The following is a 17,433-nucleotide window of genomic DNA, read 5'->3' as shown; positions in this document are numbered from 1 at the left end:
TAGGATGACCAAGAGATGGCTAGCGCATTAAAACGCATAAATCGGTTCCGCAAGGAACAGGGCGGCGCCGTCGCTGCGACCTATGCGCTGGCTCTCGTCCCGCTGATCGCCATGGCCGGTCTCGGCTACGACTATGCGCGAATGGCGGGCATGGATTCCGAACTTCAGAACGGCGCGGACCAGGCCGCTCTTGCCGCAGCCACGCAGCTCGACGGCAAGGACGGAGCCTGCGCCCGCGCCGGCAATGCGGCGATCGGACTGGTTTCGAACAGCACCTTGCTGGCCGATGGCGGCGGCGCCCTCTCCGTGGGAACGGCCATCACGGTTGCCAACGACCAGTGCGGCGTCTTTGCAGACATCCGGTTTTTCGATGAATACGAAAGCAGGACCAATTTCACCCTCGCCACCACTGACGAGGATGCGAACTATGTCGAGGTTACACTCGATGGGCGGCGAGTGACCTATTCGCTGGTTGCCGTGGCGGGCGTTGCCAATGCCGATGGCGTGGCGCTGGCAGTGGCCGGCCTCGGATCGGCCATCTGCAAAGTGCCGCCGGTGATGATGTGCAATCCCAACGAAGGGACCGATCCCGAGTTCATCGTTGCCAATTACGTCGGCAAGGGCATTCGCCTGATCGCCAATGTGAACGGCAAGAATGGCGGCGGCGATGATGCCGACGAAGTGGCAGGCAGCTATGGACCGGGTGTCTTCGGCTTTCTGGAAACCAATGCGGGCCCTGGTGCCATCGACACTGCAAGGACGCTGGGCCGTCAGGCCCTGCCGGGCAATTGTGTCGCGCTCGACGGCGCGGACGTGAAGCCCGGCCAGCAGGTCAGCGTGCTCGATGCGCTCAACACCCGCTTCGGCATTTATGAGAACGGCCTCAACAATGTGTGCGGCACCAACGACGCGCTTTGTCCCGCCGCGGCCAATTCGCGCATCGACCTCGTTCGCAGCGCGTCGAACGGCGCGAGCTGCAGGGTTTCGTCGCAAGGTTTTCAGGTTGGAGAGCGTCCCTATCGCCCCACGTCACCGACGGACGACCTGACCGATTCGTCGAACATCCAGCCGATGGGTTATCCGCGGGACAAGTGCCATGCTGTGAGCCTTGCAGGCGTTTGTTCCGGCAATGGCAATGCACGCGTAGGCGACGGCAATTGGGATCGCACCGCCTACTACGCTACCAATAACTACTCGGGCACGGTCACTCCCTCTGATGTGGCAGCGCAGACCTACGGTTATCCCGAACTCGAAAACCGAACACTGCCTACCCGCTACCAGCAGTATCGCTGGGAAGCGGCCAATCCTTCGCTGCTTGCCCCCAAGAACATTAGCAACCCGCCTGGCAACAATGTCGATTTCAAACAGCAGGGTACGCCGCTATGCACAGCGGCGGGTCAGGTCCCAGCAGGCTCGACGCCGGATCGCCGGGTGCTCAGCATCGCGATCATCAACTGCACGGCCGAGGGGCTTGGCGCCAACACGACCGATGCCGACATCGAGAAGTTCGTGGACGTTTTCCTGGTCGAACCGACCGCGCGCCGCGTCGCTCCGGACGGCACGAAATACACCAACAACAGCGATGTCTATGTAGAGGTCATCGGCGCCACGACAGTTGGCGGCGGTGGCACCGCAGGGCAGCAGGTCCGCAAGGACGTGCCGTATCTGATCGAATGACGACTCTGCGTGCCTTGATCAAGCAGACAGAGGGTGCCGCCGCAGCGGAAATGGCGTTGATGCTGCCGCTGCTGATAGCGCTCCTGTTCGGTGGTTTCGAGGCCGGGCACTATCTCTACAACGAGCAGAAGATCGTCCAGGCCGTGCGCGAAGGCGCGCGCTACGCAGGCCGCCGGCCTTTCGCCGACTTCCCCTGTGGCGGTTCCATCAATCCTGCCGCCGAGACGGCGATCAAGAACGTCACGCTGACCGGCACGCTGACCGGGATGACGCCGCGGATCCGGAACTGGCTCGCAAGCGACATAACCGTGACCTACACCTGCAATGCAAGCTATGCCACGCAGGGGATTTTCAAGGGCAATAGCGGCGGTGCACCGATCGTTACCTTAACGGCAACCGCCACCTATCCGACCCTGTTCAGCTCGCTCGGCGTCTTCGCCAATGGCATCAGGGTGCGTTCGTCCTCCCAGGCAGTAGTGAACGGCATATGAGGAAGCACATCAGCCTCCTCCGCCGGTTCGGGAGCGACACGACCGCGGCCTCGGCTGCCGAATTCGCTCTCGTGCTCCCGCTGATGATCCTGTTTTTCATCGGCATCATCGATGCCGGCTATTACATGTGGCAATTGAACCGCGCCGAAAAGGCCGTGCAGATCGGTGCACGCTGGGCCGTCGCGACCGATATGGTACCCGCCAATCTGCGTAATTACAGCTTCGCCGTATCGGGCGGGATCGAGCAGGGTACCGTGGTCCCCGAGGCTTCTTTCCCCAAGGTTACCTGCACCTCGACGAGTTGCACCGGCCAATGGGGCCACAGCACCACAGCGTTCAACTCGATCCTTACTCGGCTGCAGCAGATCAAGACCGGCGTCGCGGCCAGCAACCTGACCGTGGAGTACGAGTGGTCGGGCCTCGGCTATGCCGGCGATCCGAACGGGCCAGACGTGGCCCCCATCGTCACGGTGAAGCTTACCGGCCTGACCCATACGCCGATCACTTCCATCCTGTTCGGCACGACCAATCTGCCGACCTTCGCCTATTCTCTCACAGCCGAAGACAGCATCGGCACTTTTTCGAACTGAATTGGAAATGACAGATTTTTCAGAAATCTACGAAACGGGCAAGGGCATGACACTTCCTGACGGCGTGCATGTGTTCGCTCGCGACGAAGCGCTTGGCAATATCGCCGTGCTCGCGGATGCGCTGACGATGCACTGCATCGAACTGGCCGACGATCTGCCGGCCCAAGCCCTCGAAAAAGCTACGATCGCTGTCATCGAAATCGATTCCGAAAATCCGGCTTCGCTCGCTCGGCTCGAAAGCCTGCGCGCGCTGCGCCCAGGGTTGCCGGTAATCGCCGGGCTGCGCGCCGCGCCGGTCGCTACCGTGCGTTCGCTGCTGCGCAAGGGCGTGTCGGACGTGCTCGAACTGCCGTTTTCCAGCGAGGAACTGGTAGCCGCGATCGTCGATGTCGCCAAAGCGCGCATCAAGCCAGAAAAGCCGGTCACCCTGGCACCTGTCATCGCGGTCCTCGGGGCGGCCGGCGGCGTCGGTGCGACCACCGTGGCCACGCAGGTGGCGCCTCTGCTCTCCGCTCATCTCGGCGAGAAGGCGCGCACGGCCCTCATCGACCTGTCTCTGCAGAGCGGCGATGCGGCAGCCTATCTCGACAAGCGCGGCAAGATGACCATCAATCATCTGCTCGGCTCGGTCGAGCGGATTGACGACGAATTGATGCGTTCGGTCGCCATTCCCTTCGGCGAACGGTCCGACTTGTTCGCCGCGCCGGAGGATATCGAGCCTATCGAGAGCACTTCCGCCGAAGCTGTGAACCGTGTGCTGCGCGAGACGCGCAAGCGCTATGATGCCGTCATCCTCGACCTGCCATCGACCATCACCAACTGGGCCATGCCCCTGCTCCTGTCGGCCGACCTCGTGGTCCTGGTCGGCCACGGCAAGCTGTCGGCGCTGCGCCACGTGAAACGCAAGCTGGCACTGCTGCAGATGCTGGGACGGCCGCGCGATTCGATCGCGATCGTATTCAATCGCTGCGCAAGCGGGTTGTTCAAGCGGGCCGATGCCTCGCAAATGGAAGAGGTGCTGCACCATTCGGTCGAGCAGATGCTCGAAGAGGACGTGGCCCTCGTCGAGGAAGCCCAGCTCCAGGGATGCCAGGTAGCGGACATTCAGCGCCGTTCACGCCTCTCCAAGCAGTTTGCCGAACTGGCGGCCTCGCTCGGCGAGAAGATCGGGAAGGACAGTTGAGATGTGGAAGATCAGGGTAGACGACACTCCCGAGCACGATAACGACCAGGCCGGATCGGCCGAGCCGATTTCGCAGGAGGAAGAGCAACGCATCCTCTTCGGCCGGAAGGATGAACACACCGAGAAGATGCTCAGCCTCAAGCTGTCGCTTCACCGCAGTCTCCTCGATCGCCTCAACCTCGCGATGCTCGACCAGGCACCGGTCGAGCAGATAAAGTCGCAGATCGCGGCGTTGCTGCCCGAGATGTTGGCCGAGTTCGACGAGCCGCTCAACCGCGAGGAACGCAACCAGCTGGTCCAAGAACTGGTCGACGAACTGATGGGGCTGGGCCCGCTAGAGCCGCTTCTGGCCGATGACACCATCACCGATATTCTCGTGAACGGCGCTGAAACCGTGTTCGTGGAAAAGCGTGGCAAACTGGAACGCGTGGCGACCCGTTTCCAAGACGAGAAGCACCTCATGCGCGTGATCCAGAAGATCGTGAGCGCCGTCGGCCGCCGGGTCGACGAAAGCTCGCCCTTCGTCGACGCCCGCCTTGCCGACGGCTCGCGTGTCAATGCAATCGTCGCGCCGCTGGCGCTCGACGGCTCGCTCCTCTCGATCCGCAAGTTTGCGAAGAAGCCGATCAGCATCGAGAAGATGATCGGCCTCGGCAGCGTTCCCGAGCAGATGGCCCCGGTTCTGGAGGCGATCGTCCGCTCGCGTCGCAACGTGCTGATCTCGGGTGGCACCGGTTCGGGCAAGACGACGCTGCTCAACGCGATGTCCACCTACATCGACGAGCAGGAGCGCATCGTCACGATCGAGGACTCGGCCGAACTTCAGCTGCAGCAAACCCACGTCGCGCGGCTCGAGACGCGCCCGCCCAATATCGAGGGCCGCGGGGAAGTCACCCAGCGCGATCTCGTCAAAAACGCGCTGCGCATGCGCCCTGACCGGATCATCGTGGGCGAAGTCCGTGCCGGCGAAGCGTTCGACATGCTCCAGGCCATGAACACGGGTCACGACGGGTCGATGACCACCGTCCACGCCAACACCCCGCGCGATGCGCTGAGCCGCGTCGAGCAGATGATCGGCATGAGCGGCATTGATATCACTTCGAAATCGTCGCGCGCGCAGATCGCCTCGGCGCTCAACGTCGTGGTTCAGGTTGGCCGCCTGTCGGACGGCCGCCGCAAGATCAAGAGCCTCTCAGAGCTGACCGGGATGGAAGGTGACACCATCACGATGCAGGAGATCTTCCGCTTCAAGATGACAGGTCGCGGCGAGGACGGCAGCGTTCTCGGCCACTTCGAGGCGACCGGTATTCGGCCCAAATTCCTTCAGGATGCCGAAGCGCATGGTATCAGCCTGCCGTCGGACCTTTTCCGTCCGGATATGAAGGTCGGCTGATGGCGACAGAATTCATCCGCATCGGCTTCCTGCTGGCGATCTTCGCCGCAGCATTCCTGCTATTCCAGACCGTTGGACGCGTCGTGGCAGAGCGGCGTGCGCATATCGTCGCCACCAACCGCCGTATGACGATGATCCAGATGGGCGCGGAACGCGAAGAGCTGTACGGAGAACTGGTGAAGAACCGTCCGCGCGAGCACGAAGCTCTCCCCGGGTTTCTGCGCAGCATCGTGCTGGGTTTCGAGCACAGCGTCTATGCTTCGGGGATCAGCTGGAGCATCTCGCAGGTCCTTACCGCGATGGCAGTAGGGGTCGGCATCCTCATGGTCATCGCCCTCGCCCTCGCGCTGGGAACGGGCGCTGCGCTCAATTTCGGAACCGTGCAGATCTGCTTCATCTTTGCGCTCGCCGCGGGTGCATTGCTGCCATTCCTCGTCCTCCAGCGCCTTGCCGCAAATCGGCGCAAAACGATGGAAAAGCAGTTCCCCGTAGCGCTAGATATCTTCGTTCGTGCGCTGCGGGCAGGCCATCCAGTTGCAGCGGCGATCGACCTCCTGACGCAAGAGATGGAAGACCCGATTGGGTCGGAATTCGGCGTCGTCAGCGACGAAGTCACCTATGGCGCGAGCCTGACGGACGCGCTCGCGGCGATGGCCGAACGCTGGCAACTCGATGACCTGCGGATGTTTGTCGTCTCCCTGACCGTGCAGCAGGAAACAGGCGGCAATCTCGCCGAAATCCTGGAGAACCTCTCGGGCGTCATTCGCGAGCGCGCCGCGCTCTACATGAAAGTCCGCGCGCTGAGCTCGGAAGGCCGAATGACCGCATGGATGCTCAGCGTCCTGCCGGTGTTCGCATTCGTGATGACCTTCCTCGGCTCACCCGAGTTCTACCTCGACGTCGCCGACGACCCGATCTTCATCTGGGGCTGGGTGTTCCTTCTCACGCTCTACGTGGTCGGTGTCTTCGTGATGCGCAAAATGATCGACTTGAAGGTTTGACATGATCGAGCTTGCTGCCAACAGTCCCGCAATCCGCCTCCTTCTCCTCGCGCTGGTGTTCGCGCTGGTGACGGGCGTGATCATGATGATCGTTAACGGGATCGAGGCCCGCCGCCGGGCGTCCCGCCAGATTGCCCGGCTCGACACCTCCATGGCCGGCATGCCGAAGGCCAATTTGGTGCGCGACAGCGAGGAAAGCCCGTGGGCCAAGGTTGCCGATGCCATCGAGAAGACCGGCATCAACCTGACCGACAAGTCCGACCTCAAGCTGGAAAAGCAGCTTAAGCTTGCAGGGTATCACAGCCCATCCGCCCCGCGCGTCTACACCCTCGTGCGCATCGTCATGGTGTTCGTCCTGCCCGGTATCTACCTGCTGTCGGTCTATTTCGATCCAGACCTCCCGAAGACGATGCAGATGTATCTCATTTGTACCCTGCTTGCGGCACTGGGGCTCTATTTCCCCACCCTATTCGTGCGAGCGAAGGCCGACCGGCGCAAGGAGCAGATCATCAATGGCTTTCCTGACTCTCTCGACCTGATCCTGGTCAGCGTGGAGGCCGGCCTCGGGCTAGAATCTGCCCTAGACCGCGTCGGCCGTGAGATGATCCGCACTCATCCGCTGATCGCGCGCCTTTTGATCGAATGTACTTTGATGATGCGCGCCGGTGCACCGCGGGACATGGCCCTGCGGCAGCTGGCCGAGAGTTCCGCGGTCGACGAGATCCGCTCGTTCTCGACCCTGCTCATCCAGTCAGACAAGCTTGGCACAAGTGTGGCCACGACATTGCGCGTCTACGCAGCCGAAATGCGCGAAGCGCGACGCATGCGCGCAGAAGAGCGCGCTCACCGTATCCCCGTACTCATATCCATTCCGCTCGTCGTTTGCATGCTTCCCGTGATGATCGGTGTGCTCGCACTACCCGCAATCGTCGGCTTTATTCGTGAAGTCGCGCCCGCCCTAGCAGGAGGATAAGATGAAGAAAGTCCCCGCAACCCTTGCAGCCCTGGCGGTGGTAATGCCGCTGTCCGGTTGCCAGAGCTTCCTCAGCACCTTCGATCTCGGCAAGCATTCGCGGGCGAGCCAGCCGGTCTTCGGCGAGGCGGACCTCGAGGAAGGTCGCCGGCTGCTGGCCGAAGGCCAGATCGGCAACGCCCTGCCCGCCTTGCAGCGCGCCGCGCTCAACCGCGAAACCGCGCCCGAAGCCGCGAACGCTCTCGGCGTGGCATACGCCCGCCTCGGCCGCGGCGACCTGGCCGAACGCTATTTCCGCGCTGCCGTCACCCTGGCGCCGGAAGAGACGAAGTTCGCTGCCAATCTCGACCGCTTCTATGCCAGCGACCTCGGGCAGGACCTGCGCACGCTCTACGCCCAGAACGAGGAGGCTCGCAAAGCCTACACCGACTTCGCCAAGTCCGACGAGGCCGTGCGCCCCGATATCCCGGCCGAACAGGAACGTGTGGTCGTCAGTGGAGGGCAGGAACGCCGCATCACCCTGGCCCGCGGCGCGACGTCTTCGCGGATCGCGCTCGGTGCGCCCCAGCCTCTCGCCGCGCCAGAGCGCGTGCGCGTGTCGGTGGCCGAAGTGGCTGACGCACCCACCAAGCCGGCCGTGCGCGTGAGCGTGAACGGCCAGCAGATGCGCACCAGCACGGCCGCCCGTCCGGCCGAAATCCGTGTCGGTGCCACCTCCGGCTATCCCATGCGGGTGCGCATCGGGAAAGAAGCGCGCGTGTCTGCCACGCCTGCCAAGGGCTATCCGGTGCGGGTCAGCCTTAATGCGCCCAAGGTCGAGCAAGAAAAGAAATAATCGCTCGAAATGGCCCTCGCCTCCTTGTCCTTCGGGGTTCTCGCGGCGCTATCGACCATCGGTGCCCTCATCGATGTGCTTAAGCGCAAACTGCCCAATTACCTGTCGCTTGCGATTGCCATCGCCGGTCTTGGCTTTGCCTTCGCTGCGGCAGGATGGGTCGGCCTTGGCCTGCATTTCGCCCATGTCGTCGTCGCCTTCCTGCTCGGCTACGGACTGTTCGCCGGCGGCATGTTCGGAGCGGGCGATGGCAAGTTCTATGCCGGCGTGGCGGCCTTCTTCCCGATCCAGCTCGCACCCGCGCTGGCCCTTGCCATCGTGCTGCTGGGAGGCGTGATGGCCATCTTCTGGCTGATGGCGAAAAAGTCCAATCCCCAGCTTCGCGCCCGCAAGGACGACTTTGCCAAGATGCCTTACGGTCTCGCTATCGCGGCGGGAGCGGTTGTCCTCGCCGGATTGCGACTTGCGGTCTGACATGCGCCCTGCTCCTCCCCAACCGCGCAGGACCAAGGTCATGCAACTGGGGGTCATCGCCGCGACCGTGGCGGTAACGTTCCTCGTCGTCTTCCTTGCCTTCGCCTCGACGGCGGCAGTCCATCCCCATGATCCCTCGCGCGATATTCTGCGCGTCGCGCTCGAACCCGCCCCTGCCGAGAGCGTGGTCGACTTCGGCCACGGGGCGCAGCGCGCCGACACTGGCGAACCGGCGGCCAATCTTGCCGAAGTTGCCCCGCACACGCCCGGCGCGCCGGAGCCGTCCAGCATGGGTCCCGCACCGCGCGGATCTTCCGACAGGAACATCCTCGCGCTCGATTTCTCGCTCAAGCCCAACTTCAATCCCGGGCCGGACGGCATGCGGGTGACCAAGGCACTGGCGCGGGAAAAGGGCGCGCAGACCGAGCTACCCATCATCCTGGTCGACGCGACCCGTATCGAGATCGGGCGCGCAGAACTCCTGTCCGCGCTCGAACGGCTCGGGCTGGCGATGGACGACGCGAAGCTTCCGCAGGGCGACCGCCTGTCGCTCGATGCCGTCCGCCGGGCAGGACTGGACCTGCGCTACGACGCGATCAGGGACCGGCTCGTATTGATGGACTGAGCCGGGCGCTGGCCTATTCGCCGTCGCCCCAGTCGATCGACACATCGACCCTGGCTTCGTCGACACCGGCCGCCTCGGCGATACGCTTTTTCGCATCGCGCACGATTTCGGCCAGCGAGCCCTGCACGGTCTCGTCCGGTTCGCCGAGGTCGGGCGTACCGTAGACCAGTTCCAGTTCGCTCACGCCCAGCTCGTCGGCGAGGCGCTGCATGGTCTTGTGCCGCGGCCGCACCTGGTCGCTTTCCCACTTCCACAAGGTCGGCTTGCTGACCCCGACGGCTGCGGCGAGACCCCGCATGGTCATGCCCCTCCGATTGCGCAGGTGGCGGATGCGCGCCCCCAGCGTAGCGTGGTCGACGCCGTGCGTTTCATCCGGGTCGGACGCCGCCTCATTGGCTGCATCCAGTTGTTCCGGCGTGAGCGGCGTCGAAAAGCTGCAGCCATAGAGCTGGTCGTCGAACCAGACGACTTTCGCCACGGTGGGCCCGACCTTGGGCAGCACCACTTCGAGCGGGGCGTCGAAAGCAAGCGTCGCCTGCGTCTTCACCAGCATGCCGCTGTGCGACAAATTCATGATTTCCGCGTCGAAGGCGCGGCCCGACTGGCCCACGCCGGTATTGAGACGGAGCACGAGGCGGGGTTTCCGGCGCCGCCGGTCGGCCTCGTCAGCTGAGGTTTCCTCGGTCCTCGTCTCTTTCACCTATCCGTCCCGGTCGCGTGCGATGCTGCGTCATCACGAAGAGCACTGTGGCAAAGCGGTGCCAGTTTGTCACCGTGTAAGGCCCAGAAACCGGCGCGGGATTGGTAAGTGTCCCCGGCTGGCCTATCGAGCGGGCCATGCGCAGTGATCGCCCGCTTGCGCCCACGCCCGCGGGCGGTGACGGCTGGCGCGAGGAAATCGCCGCGACCTTCCGGCTGGCCTGGCCACTGGCGCTCGCCAACCTGCTGCAGATGCTGGTCCATGCAGTCGACGTGATATTCGTCGCACGGCTGGGCGAGCGCGAACTGGCGGCCTCCGCTCTGGGCATCGCGCTGTTCGGCCTGACGATGTGGGCCTTCACCGGTCTGGTCGGGATGGTCGCTGCACTCATCGCCGAGGAACTGGGCCGCCGCCGCCATTCGGTCCGCGAGGTTCGCCGCTCGGTGCGAATGGCCATGTGGCTCTCGGTCGTCGCAGCGCTCGTCGGGATGGCGATCTGCTGGCAGGGCGAGGCGCTGATGCGGCTGACCGGCCAGGACGACGCGCTGTCCGAGCGGGCAGGCGACTTCCTGGTCATCATCATGTTTGCCATGTGGCCGATGATCGCCTCTAGCGTCCTGCGCAATTTCGTTTCCGCGCTCGGCCGTCCGGTTTTCGCCACTGCCATCACGGGCGTCGCGCTGGTTGCCAGCGTGGTGTTCAACTACGCCTTCGTGTTCGGCAATCTCGGTGCCCCGGCGCTTGGCCTCGAAGGCTCGGCACTGGCGAGCGTGCTGACCTCGTTCGTCCAGCTTGCCAGCTACCTCGTTGCGATCCGCCTCGACCGGCGCCTGCGTCGCTACCGCATCCTTGGCAACTGGTGGCGGCCCGAATGGCCGAGAATGCGCGAGCTGGTAATCCTGGGCACGCCGGTGATGATCATCATCATCGCGGAAGCCGGTCTGTTCAGCGGTGCCGCACTGCTCATGGGGCGGATCGGACCGGCCGAGCTGGCGGGCCACACGATCGCCCTGCAGATTGCAGCGCTTGCCTTCCAGATCCCGTTCGGCCTCGGGCAGGCGGCGACCATCCGGGTCGGCTATCACTTTGGCGCGCGCGACCGCGCGGCGATGGGCCGGGCAGGCTGGGTCGGTATCGCCATGGGCGGCGCCTTCATGTGCATCACCGCAATCCTGATGCTCGCCGCGCCGATGCTGCTCCTGCGCATCTATATCGATCCGACCCTCGCCGCGAACGCCGCCATGGTCGTCTTTGCCGTGCGCTACATGAAGGTCGCCGCGGCCTTCCAGCTGTTCGACGGCGTGCAGGCGGTCGCGGCAGGCGCCCTGCGCGGCCTGCAGGACACCCGCATGCCGATGCTGATCGCGGTCTTCAGCTACTGGGTGCCCGGCTTCGGCACGGCAATCTGGCTCGGCTTCTATACACCGCTGGAGGGTACCGGAGTGTGGATCGGTCTGGCCATCGGGCTGGTTTTCTCGGCCGGACTGCTGACCTGGCGCTGGGCGAGGCGCGAAACGCTCGGCCTCACGGCAGAGCCGCACCACGCCTTCTAGGAACGCGAGCGCCGCGGCCCGCACGGGGCAAATTTTTTCCTCGCCGACCCGTTGACTCCGCGCCGGGGCGCTACCAAATGCGCACCCGCTGGCACTCTCCGGGTGGGAGTGCCAATCCAGACATCCACTCTCAGTAGAAAGGTCATCAACATGGCATTTCGTCCGCTGCACGACCGTGTGCTCGTGCGTCGCATCGAAGCAGAAGAAAAGACCGCCGGCGGGATCATCATTCCCGACAGCGCCAAGGAAAAGCCGAGCGAAGGCGAAGTCGTGGCCGTGGGCAACGGCTCGAAGGCCGAAGACGGCACCGTCACTCCGCTGGACGTGAAGGCCGGCGACCGCGTGCTGTTCGGCAAGTGGTCGGGCACCGAGGTCAAGCTCGACGGCGAAGACCTGCTGATCATGAAGGAAAGCGACATCATGGGGATCATCGGCTGAGCCCGATCCTCTGACGCTTCCAACCACCAGACAGAATTCCAGGAGAAACACCAATGGCAGCCAAGGACGTTAAGTTCGGCCGCGACGCGCGCGAAGGCATCCTGCGCGGCGTCGACACCCTCGCCAACGCCGTGAAGGTCACGCTGGGCCCCAAGGGCCGCAACGTCGTGATCGACAAGAGCTTCGGCGCACCCCGCATCACCAAGGACGGCGTTTCCGTCGCCAAGGAAATCGAACTGAAGGACAAGTTCGAGAACATGGGCGCGCAGATGATCAAGGAAGTCGCATCGAAGGCGAACGACGCCGCCGGTGACGGCACCACCACTGCCACCGTGCTTGCCCAGGCGATCGTGACCGAAGGCATGAAGTCGGTTGCCGCCGGCATGAACCCGATGGACCTCAAGCGCGGCATCGACCTCGCTGTGACCAAGGTCGTCGAAGACCTCAAGGGCCGTTCGAAGGACGTGTCCGGCTCGAACGAAATCGCACAGGTCGGCATCATCTCGGCCAATGGCGACCGTGAAGTCGGCGAGAAGATCGCCGAAGCCATGGACAAGGTCGGCAAGGAAGGCGTGATCACCGTCGACGAGAGCAAGGGCCTTGAATTCGAGCTCGAAACCGTCGAAGGCATGCAGTTTGACCGCGGCTACCTGTCGCCCTACTTCATCACCAACCCGGAAAAGATGACGGTCGAACTCGAAAACCCGTACATCCTGATCCACGAAAAGAAGCTGTCGAACCTGCAGGCGATGCTTCCGGTTCTCGAAGCGGCTGTCCAGTCGGGCCGTCCGCTGCTGATCATCGCGGAAGACATCGAAGGCGAAGCGCTGGCGACCCTCGTGGTCAACAAGCTGCGCGGCGGCCTCAAGGTTGCAGCGGTCAAGGCTCCGGGCTTCGGCGATCGTCGCAAGGCCATGCTGCAGGACATCGCGATCCTGACCAAGGGCGAAATGATCAGCGAAGACCTCGGCATCAAGCTGGAAAACGTCACGCTGGGCATGCTCGGCCAGGCCAAGCGCGTCACCATCGACAAGGACAACACCACCATCGTCGACGGTGCCGGTGACGAAGCCGACATCAAGGCCCGCGTCTCGGAAATCCGCACGCAGATCGACAACACCTCGTCGGACTACGACCGTGAAAAGCTGCAGGAACGCCTTGCCAAGCTTGCTGGCGGTGTAGCCGTGATCAAGGTCGGCGGTGCCACCGAAGTCGAAGTGAAGGAGCGCAAGGACCGCGTCGACGACGCGCTGCACGCAACCCGCGCAGCCGTTGAAGAAGGCATCGTCCCGGGCGGCGGTACCGCCCTGCTCTACGCCACCAAGGCTCTCGACGGCCTCGAAGGCGCGAACGACGACCAGACCCGCGGCGTGGACATCGTCCGCCGTGCGCTGCAGGCACCGGTTCGCCAGATCGCGACCAACGCCGGCCATGACGGCGCGGTTGTCGCCGGCAAGCTGGTCGACGCCAATGACGAAACGCTCGGCTTCAACGCCGCGACCGACACCTACGAAAACCTCGTGGCTGCCGGCGTCATCGACCCGACCAAGGTCGTTCGCACCGCACTGCAGGACGCAGCCTCGGTTGCCGGCCTGCTGATCACGACCGAAGCCGCCATCGTCGACAAGCCGGAAGACAAGCCGGCCGGCGGCATGCCCGACATGGGCGGCATGGGCGGTATGGGCGGCATGGGCTTCTAAGCCCGGCACCACAGCCGAACGAAAAGAGGCCCGGCGGAGCGATCCGCCGGGCCTTTTTCGTCGGTTGAACCAATTGTGCGGCCGGAAAACGCCAAAAAAAGACCCGGCGAGCATGGGCCCGCCGGGTGCAAAGTCGAGAAAGCTTGTTGTCTAACAGGCTCCCTTCGGGTCGCAAGTCGCTGATAAACGACACGACTTGCCGGGAGAATAACGCAAACGCGCTATATTACTGTATTTGGGACGAATGATATCGCGGCAGGGCAGCTATTCGCCGGACGATGTCGACCTGCCGCGAACAGCCCATCTTCGCCGCGACAGAGCGCACCTGCAGGCGCACGGTATGGATGCTGACGTTCCGTAATTCGGCAATCTCGCCGATCGAATGCCCGTCGCAGAGCAATGTAGCGACCTGGCTTTCGGACGGGGACAGGCCATAGATCCGCTGCAGGTCGGCCGACAGGTCGGGCGCTGCGGCAGGCATGATCTCGAGCAGGATAGTACCGTCCATTTGCGGCAATGCGATCGCCTCATCCGGCGGCGCGTCGGGCCGGGTCAGGCGAAGGCCGGACATTCCCGCGCCGGGCCGCTCCGCCATCGCTGAAAGCGCATCCTTGAACGGTTGGCGCATCCGGATTGCAGGCGGGCGCACGAAGCCTTCGTGGAGTTCCAGCACCTGTCCGGCCTTCAGCAGCGCGCTGCCAGCTGCATTGGCTTCCACCAGCCTGCCTGCAGACGTCAGGTTCATCATGGGTCGCCCGAAACTGTCGGCAAGGCCGCGGTGACGCTGCGCCGTATTTTCCAGCGCGACGATCTTTCCGCGTGCTGCGAACAGCTGCGCCAAGGCAGGTGCAAACCGTTCAAGCGCGGCCTTCTCCTCCTCCGAGAATTTCGCCTGGCCGATCCCCCGCTGGAAGGTCACTGCGCCCTTGCCGCCAGCGAGTTCGAACGGAACCCCAAGCGCACGGAACGTGTCATCCCCCATCGGGCGGATGAAGTCCTGGTAGAGCAGGCTGTGTTCGAACTCGCGCCCGCCGATCAGCCGTTCGAGGTCGAGCACCTTTTGCGGGTGCCAGTTCGACAGCATCGCGCCGACACAGGGGTCGTGCTCGATATAGGCGCTGCCGTAGAGCGCGATCTGCTCCGCCGACCACCAACCGCTGTCGATCGCGAAATCGCTGAGGCCGCCCTCCAGCCCGAAGCCGCCGAAGAAGGATCGCGCACCGATGCTCTGCGCAAGTTCACCGACGACGTCGGTGAATGCTTCGGCGTCATAGATCGCCTCGACGAGACGAGCGGTTGCGACCCAGCCCAAAATCGGCTCCCTGCACTATGGGGGCGAGTTCTGCTCTCGCCCCGATTGACGGATGGCTCCTGCTACCGGCGGCTCCGGTCAGCCGCCCTTGCGGCTGGCTTCCACCGCCGCGATGACATCGGCGGGCCAGGTCACTTCGGTCTGTGTCTGCGGATTGAAGACGCCGCCCGAATACTGCGCCGCTTCGGCTGCCGCGATTTCCTCGGCAGTGAGGAATTCGCTGGGCTCGAGCGCGAAGACGTCGAGGCCGCGGCTGATCTCGGTCGCATAGATACGGCCGTTGTACCAGTAAGCCGACCAATAACCGCCGGTAATCAGCTGGTCCTTGTCGATCGGGCCACGGTCGAAATAGGCGATCTCGACCGGATTGGTCGCATCGGTGAAATCGATCACCGAAATGCCGCCCTGGTACCATGCCTGCACGAAGATATCGCGGCCCGGTACCGGGATGATCGAACCGTTGTGCGCGACGCAGTTCTCCTTGTCGCTCTGCGGAGCGGGAAGCTTGAAGACGCCGCGGTATTCAAGCTTGTCGCCATTGAGCGCATAGAAGGCGTCGGCACCCCAGGTCACGGGATCGCCCGCCTGGCAACGCGGACGACCGCCGCCGCCCCATTCGTCGGTGAACAGCACTTTGGTGCCGTCATTGTTGAAGGTGGCCGAGTGCCAGTAGGCGAAGCCTTTGTCAGTCACATCGGCGATACGCGTGGGCTTCAGCGGGTTCGAGATGTCGAGCACGATGCCATTGCCCGAGCAAGCGCCGGCCGCGATCTTCTTCGACGGGAAGACCGTGATGTCGTGGCACTGGTTCGTGACATTGGTGTCCTGCGTGCCTTCGCCATGGTCGCCGCCGCGCCACAGGCCGGCGATCTGGCCATCCTTGGCAAACACGCGCGGGCTGTCGACGATGCGGGCCGCCGCGGGATTGGCGACCGGGATCTCGATGACGTCGATGCTGAAGAGCGCGGTTTCGTCACCGGCGGTGTTGAAACAGCCCGCCATTTCCTTCTCGTCGCGCACATAGGACGTGCCCGAATTGTAGACGACGATGGTCTTGTCGTCGGCTGTGACGATGGAGTGGGTGTGGCTGCCGCGGCAGGTCTGCACCTGGCCGACCTGGCGCGGGCGGGTGATGTCCGAGATGTCGAAGATGCGCAGGCCGCGGAAGCGCTCCTCGCTCACCTTGCCATTGACGCCCTGCAGACCGCAATCGACGCGCGCGCGGCTGTCCTGCACGCTCATCACGAGCAGGTTGCCGACGATCGAGACGTCGCCCTGACCGCCGGGGCAGACGACCGAGCTGACCAGCTGCGGCACGCCGTCTTCGCCAAGGCGATAGGCGTTGAAGCCGTGATAATTGCCGGCCACCATCAGGTCGCCGGAAAAGGCCATGTCGGTATTGGCGAAGTCGAGCAGCGAACCTCGCTTGCCGAAGCGCGGCTTCTCTTCCTCGCCGTCCTCGTCTTCGCTCGCAGCCTTCTTGGCCGGCTTGGCCTTCTTGTCCTCTTCGTCCTTCTCGTCCTTGTCTTTCTCGATGCGCGGCTGGAGGCCGGCGGGGTTGGCAGGATCGAAGAAGCCGGTGGGCTTGGGCTGCGCGACGACCAGGCGCAGGCCGGAAATCGCCTCGCCAGCGTCGCGGAAACCGGCGGCGAGCGTGGCGCGCGGGTCGGTCGACAGTTCGGCGAGCACGGCGTTCATGCGCTCGATCTCGGCCTGCTGGTCGCTGACGACCTCGTTCGTGAATTCGAACATCACCGGTTCGTAAGCGCTGCCGGGGGCATCGTGCAGGGCCTCGACCATGTCGAGTGCGCCCTGGTGGTGTGCGACCATGAGCATCAGGAACTGGCGGTCGAATTCGGTCCCGCGAGCGGCAGCCAGCGCCGTCATCTGCTCGCCGCTGGCCATGCCTTTCATGCCGCCGTGACCGGCGTGACCCATATGCGCCGAATGAGGCATGGTGACCGCTTCCCCGCGCGCTTCCAGCCATTCCCGCATGAACTTCATTTCGTCCTTCTGGCCCGCCTCGATACGGTCGGCGGTCTTCAGGATGGCGTCGTTATTGGTACGTTCCTTCACCAGGGCAGCCATGTCGACGGCCTGCTGGTGATGGACGATCATGCCCTGCATGAAGGCGACGTCGGCGGGCGAATAGGACGTGTCCGAAAGCGCCACGGCTTCAGTCTTGTCAATGACGCGCGGCGCTTCGCCCGGCGCACCGGGCAGCACGATGGGCACTTCCTGTGCCAGCACCGCGTGCGAAGAGGAAAGCAACAGGCCAGCAGCCGTTACGCGGATAATCGATTTCATGTCAGTCCCCCGGGGCAACCCAAACCTTGGCGGGGCACATAGTTGTCATGGATCAAGGCCGGTCAAGCCGGAAAGCGATAGGCTCAAGTCGTTGGCCCGTGATGGTTGGCAATTCGTCGAACCATGAAAGGCAGGGCGAGCGCGCAGCACGCCGGATCGGCGGACCGGATCGCTCGCTCGT

Annotated in this window: 16 protein-coding genes; 13 read left to right on the top strand and 3 right to left on the bottom strand. The window is 63.9% G+C overall.

Features of this window, described 5'->3' with window-relative positions; translation table 11 throughout:
- Nucleotides 1-15 precede the first annotated feature (15 nt).
- From LC083_RS07905 to LC083_RS07860, 10 genes are read left to right on the top strand one after another with little or no spacing between them, the layout of a single operon-like run.
- Complete coding sequence (locus LC083_RS07905) at nucleotides 16-1,677, top strand: TadE/TadG family type IV pilus assembly protein (protein WP_226699894.1); 1,662 nt, start codon at nucleotides 16-18, stop codon at nucleotides 1,675-1,677.
- 14 nt (nucleotides 1,678-1,691) lie between these two features.
- Nucleotides 1,692-2,168, top strand: coding sequence for a TadE/TadG family type IV pilus assembly protein (locus tag LC083_RS07900; protein WP_226699893.1), 477 nt, complete (start codon nucleotides 1,692-1,694; stop codon nucleotides 2,166-2,168).
- Nucleotides 2,165-2,758 carry a TadE/TadG family type IV pilus assembly protein gene (locus tag LC083_RS07895; RefSeq protein ID WP_226699892.1) on the top strand — a complete coding sequence of 198 codons (594 nt, stop codon included), beginning with the start codon at nucleotides 2,165-2,167 and terminating at the stop codon, nucleotides 2,756-2,758. The genes LC083_RS07900 and LC083_RS07895 overlap by 4 nt, the downstream gene beginning before the upstream one ends.
- A gap of 7 nt (nucleotides 2,759-2,765) precedes the next feature.
- Nucleotides 2,766-3,941, top strand: a complete 1,176-nt coding sequence (locus tag LC083_RS07890) for an AAA family ATPase (RefSeq protein WP_226699891.1) — start codon at nucleotides 2,766-2,768, stop codon at nucleotides 3,939-3,941.
- 1 nt (nucleotide 3,942) lies between these two features.
- Nucleotides 3,943-5,334 (top strand): CpaF family protein, encoded by a 1,392-nt coding sequence (locus tag LC083_RS07885; protein ID WP_226699890.1) that lies wholly within the window; start codon nucleotides 3,943-3,945, stop codon nucleotides 5,332-5,334.
- On the top strand, nucleotides 5,334-6,335 hold the full coding sequence (locus tag LC083_RS07880; protein ID WP_226699889.1) for a type II secretion system F family protein: 1,002 nt from the start codon (nucleotides 5,334-5,336) through the stop codon (nucleotides 6,333-6,335). Before LC083_RS07885 ends, LC083_RS07880 begins: the two co-directional genes overlap by 1 nt.
- A gap of 1 nt (nucleotide 6,336) precedes the next feature.
- The gene (locus tag LC083_RS07875; protein ID WP_226699888.1) at nucleotides 6,337-7,308 is read left to right on the top strand and encodes a type II secretion system F family protein; all 972 of its coding nucleotides are present in this window, start codon (nucleotides 6,337-6,339) and stop codon (nucleotides 7,306-7,308) included.
- Between the two features lies 1 nt (nucleotide 7,309).
- On the top strand, nucleotides 7,310-8,143 hold the full coding sequence (locus LC083_RS07870) for a hypothetical protein (RefSeq protein WP_226699887.1): 834 nt from the start codon (nucleotides 7,310-7,312) through the stop codon (nucleotides 8,141-8,143).
- Between the two features lie 9 nt (nucleotides 8,144-8,152).
- Nucleotides 8,153-8,617, top strand: coding sequence for a prepilin peptidase (locus LC083_RS07865; protein WP_226699886.1), 465 nt, complete (start codon nucleotides 8,153-8,155; stop codon nucleotides 8,615-8,617).
- Between the two features lie 40 nt (nucleotides 8,618-8,657).
- Entirely contained in the window at nucleotides 8,658-9,242 is a 585-nt protein-coding gene (locus LC083_RS07860; RefSeq protein WP_226699885.1) for a hypothetical protein, read from the top strand.
- Between the two features lie 13 nt (nucleotides 9,243-9,255).
- Here the strand turns inward: LC083_RS07860 and LC083_RS14065 are convergent, their stop codons facing one another.
- The gene (locus tag LC083_RS14065) at nucleotides 9,256-9,942 is read right to left on the bottom strand and encodes a helix-turn-helix domain-containing protein (protein WP_226699884.1); all 687 of its coding nucleotides are present in this window, start codon (nucleotides 9,940-9,942) and stop codon (nucleotides 9,256-9,258) included.
- Nucleotides 9,943-10,079: 137 nt separating this feature from the next.
- Here LC083_RS14065 and LC083_RS07850 point away from each other — a divergent pair, with 137 nt between their 5' ends.
- The 3 genes from LC083_RS07850 (at nucleotide 10,080) to groL (ending at nucleotide 13,633) form a co-directional block, all read left to right on the top strand.
- Nucleotides 10,080-11,495 (top strand): MATE family efflux transporter, encoded by a 1,416-nt coding sequence (locus LC083_RS07850; RefSeq protein WP_226699883.1) that lies wholly within the window; start codon nucleotides 10,080-10,082, stop codon nucleotides 11,493-11,495.
- Nucleotides 11,496-11,645: 150 nt separating this feature from the next.
- Nucleotides 11,646-11,933, top strand: a complete 288-nt coding sequence (gene groES, locus LC083_RS07845; RefSeq protein WP_090477425.1) for a co-chaperone GroES — start codon at nucleotides 11,646-11,648, stop codon at nucleotides 11,931-11,933.
- Between the two features lie 53 nt (nucleotides 11,934-11,986).
- Nucleotides 11,987-13,633 (top strand): chaperonin GroEL, encoded by a 1,647-nt coding sequence (gene groL / locus LC083_RS07840; RefSeq protein ID WP_224831761.1) that lies wholly within the window; start codon nucleotides 11,987-11,989, stop codon nucleotides 13,631-13,633.
- A gap of 226 nt (nucleotides 13,634-13,859) precedes the next feature.
- On the opposite strand, the gene LC083_RS07835 is transcribed toward groL, so the two are convergent.
- Both LC083_RS07835 and LC083_RS07830 read right to left on the bottom strand, forming a co-directional pair.
- Nucleotides 13,860-14,945, bottom strand: a complete 1,086-nt coding sequence (locus tag LC083_RS07835) for a helix-turn-helix transcriptional regulator (RefSeq protein ID WP_226699882.1) — start codon at nucleotides 14,943-14,945, stop codon at nucleotides 13,860-13,862.
- A 78-nt stretch (nucleotides 14,946-15,023) separates the two neighbouring features.
- A complete protein-coding gene (locus LC083_RS07830) occupies nucleotides 15,024-17,252 on the bottom strand; it encodes a DUF305 domain-containing protein (protein ID WP_226699881.1) in 2,229 nt (742 codons plus the stop codon).
- Between the last annotated feature and the right edge of the window lie 181 nt (nucleotides 17,253-17,433).

The sequence above is a fragment of the Qipengyuania gaetbuli genome (genome assembly GCF_020524765.1).
Lineage (GTDB): Bacteria > Pseudomonadota > Alphaproteobacteria > Sphingomonadales > Sphingomonadaceae > Qipengyuania > Qipengyuania gaetbuli_A.
This window is presented reverse-complemented; position numbering and strand designations above follow the sequence as displayed.